The sequence below is a fragment of the Coleofasciculus sp. FACHB-712 genome, from assembly GCF_014695635.1.
Lineage (GTDB): Bacteria > Cyanobacteriota > Cyanobacteriia > Cyanobacteriales > FACHB-T130 > FACHB-T130.
On the sequence record NZ_JACJOQ010000030.1, the window covers coordinates 1 to 2,886 of the forward strand.

A 2,886-nucleotide genomic window follows, 5' to 3' on the forward strand; every position below is an offset into this window, starting at 1 on the left:
AATGCTAGGCGAGTCCGAAGTTGGACAGGAACGCTTCCCTTTACCGGCAATTACACCATTCAGCTAAGTCCGATCAAGGGGTTGCCTCAGAGCGACTATAACTTACAGATTAGCCTTGCGAACCCAGTCCCAACGCCAACGCCGACACCCACACCCACTCCGACACCTACTCCTACTCCCACTCCTCCCGCCGGTCAATTTGATACTCAATCGATTACCTTCCCTCCCGGCGAACCGGCTGTGCAGGTTTCGGCTCGAACCAGTCCGCAGCGGATTAAGCGTTACTTGGTAAATGTGCAACAAGGGCAGGTACTGAAGGCGGACATTCAACCAGGTGGGGCAACTTTAGATATTCGGTATCCCGATGGCACTCTCGTGGAAGATGCCTCTGGCGTTTTGTCTTGGCAGGCTCAGGTGCCTCGCGCTGGAAATTATCAAATTGATGTAATTGCGCCAGAGGATACACCCTTTACGCTAGATATTAGTGTTCGGTAATGGGTAATCGATGGTGGGTAAACCTTAGAAGATGGATTTCCAACTTTACAAGCTTCCAACTTCTACAGACAACTGACTACTGACAACTGACGAGTGACAACTACTTTGAACGCGCTACTAATTACTGGAACTGATACGGACGCTGGGAAAACAGTTTTGACTGCGGCTTTAGCAGCTTATTGGCAGATGTATTGTCCTGCCAAAAGCTTGGGGATGATGAAGCCAATTCAGTCGGGAACTGGGGATAGAGAACTTTACAATCAGTTATTTTCTCTCAATCAATCTTTAGAGGAAATTAATCCGTTGTACTTCCAGGCACCCTTAGCGCCTCCCATCGCCGCTGAACGGGAAGGAAGGAGTGTTGACTTAGGAAAAGCTTGGCAAGCGTTGGAAAATCTGCGGCGTCAGCGAGATTTTGTGCTGATAGAAGCATTGGGAGGATTGGGTTCGCCGGTTACGCACGAACTCACGGTGGCGGATTTAGCTAGGGATTGGGGGTTGCCAACGGTATTAGTGGTGCCGGTAAGATTAGGAGCTATCGCCCAAGCGGTTGCGAATGTTGCCCTCTCTCGTCAGTCGGGTGTACACCTCAAAGGCATCGTCCTGAATTGCGTTCAACCTCGTACCGAACAAGAAATCGCCGATTGGTGTCCAATCGATTTGATTGAGTCTTTCACCAATACCCCAGTTTTTGGGATTCTGCCCAATCTGAGCGACCTCAGCGATCTCGGTAAACTCGCTCAAGTTGCGTCAGATTTAGATATAGAGCGATTGATGCCACTTTAACCAAAATTCAAAGATAACCAAGGGTAGGGAGTCAAGTTCTGGCGATACACCGCCCTACCCGATTAATTCCTTCACGTCATCATAAATTTTTGGAGTCTGAATAAGATGTTTGCCACTTCTTTAAGCCCTCTTTCTGTTGATTCATCTCGGATTCGACCGAAAATTCAAGCATTGCAGCCGATGCTGGTGGAGTTGCGGCGGCGGCTGCATCAGCGCCCTGAATTAGGCTTTCGAGAGCATTTAACTGCCGAGTTAGTTTCCCAAAAACTGCAAGAATGGGGAATTGAACATGAAACTGGCATTGCAAATACTGGAATTGTTGCCACAATTACTGGTAATAAACCCGGTAAAGTGTTGGCAATTCGGGCCGATATGGATGCCCTGCCGATTCAAGAAGAGAATGATGTGCCTTATCGGTCGCAGCATGATGGAGTGATGCACGCTTGCGGTCATGATGGACATGCAGCGATCGCTCTCTCGACGGCTTACTATCTCTCTGAGCATCGCGATGACTTTGCTGGCACTGTAAAAATTATCTTCCAACCCGCTGAGGAAGGGCCGGGAGGTGCCAAGCCGATGATTGAAGCCGGTGTCTTACAAAATCCCCAGGTGGATGGGATTATCGGGCTGCATTTATGGAATAATCTGCCTCTCGGCACTGTGGGAGTCCGTACAGGTGCTTTGATGGCAGCAACAGAAGGTTTTCGCTGCACGATTCAAGGCAAAGGCGGACACGGGGCGATTCCTCATCAAACGGTTGATTCAATTTTAGTCAGCGCTCATATTGTTACTGCCTTGCAGACGATTGTGGCTCGAAATGTCTCGCCGTTGGAATCCGCTGTTGTTACCGTTGGGGAACTTCATGCAGGCAAGGCGCTCAACGTAATTGCCGATACGGCTTTCTTGACGGGTACGGTGAGATATTTTAATCCGGTTCTAGGAGAACTTATTCCGCAACGGATTGAGCAGATTATTGCGGGTATTTGTCAAAGCCACGGTGCCACTTATCAACTGGACTACAAGCGGCTTTATCCTCCGGTGATTAATGATGCCAAGATGGCGGAACTCGTGCGTTCTGTGGCGGAAGGGGTGGTAGAAACTCCGATTGGAATTGTGCCAGAATGCCAAACAATGGGCGGCGAAGATATGTCTTTCTTTTTGCAAGCGGTGCCCGGTTGCTATTTCTTCTTGGGTTCGGCGAATGTAGAAAAAGAGTTAGCGTATCCGCACCATCATCCGCGATTTAATTTTGATGAAACAGCACTGGAGATGGGTGTTGAGATATTTGTCAGGTGTGTTGAGATATTTTGCAGAGTGGAGGATTGAAGGCTTGTCAGGGTGAAGGTTTAAAGGATCGTTTGAGTCTGTAATTGCTAACCTGCTAACCTGAAACTCGCTGGCAATCTTTCTTCAATCCCATGAGGTGCTGATGACTTCTCAACTGCCAAATTTAACTGATTTGCAACAGGCACAGCAAGCGATCGCAGACTTCGAGCAATCTAGCGCTCCCAGCGTTTGGTCTAGTTTAGATAAACAGCAAGTCATTGCTGATATGCGATCGCGTCTAATCGATCCCTTTCAAGTAAATCAAGGGGGACAACCCTT

2 protein-coding genes and 1 pseudogene are annotated in these 2,886 nt (G+C 48.6%); all 3 read left to right on the top strand.

Annotated features, from left to right (window positions below; all coding sequences use genetic code 11):
• Positions 1–495: pseudogene (locus H6F50_RS00370) on the top strand (serine/threonine protein kinase); the annotation flags it as partial.
• Between the two features lie 105 nt (positions 496–600).
• On the top strand, positions 601–1,281 hold the full coding sequence (gene bioD / locus H6F50_RS00375) for a dethiobiotin synthase (RefSeq protein WP_190425056.1): 681 nt from the start codon (positions 601–603) through the stop codon (positions 1,279–1,281).
• 105 nt (positions 1,282–1,386) lie between these two features.
• Positions 1,387–2,607 carry a M20 family metallopeptidase gene (locus H6F50_RS00380; RefSeq protein ID WP_190425054.1) on the top strand — a complete coding sequence of 407 codons (1,221 nt, stop codon included), beginning with the start codon at positions 1,387–1,389 and terminating at the stop codon, positions 2,605–2,607.
• Positions 2,608–2,886 lie beyond the last annotated feature (279 nt).

What these genes read in the sequence shown, in the direction of transcription:
- H6F50_RS00380 (WP_190425054.1), top strand. Translation starts at nt 1,387, where the DNA reads ATGTTTGCCACTTCTTTAAGCCCTCTTTCTGTTGATTCATCTCGGATT.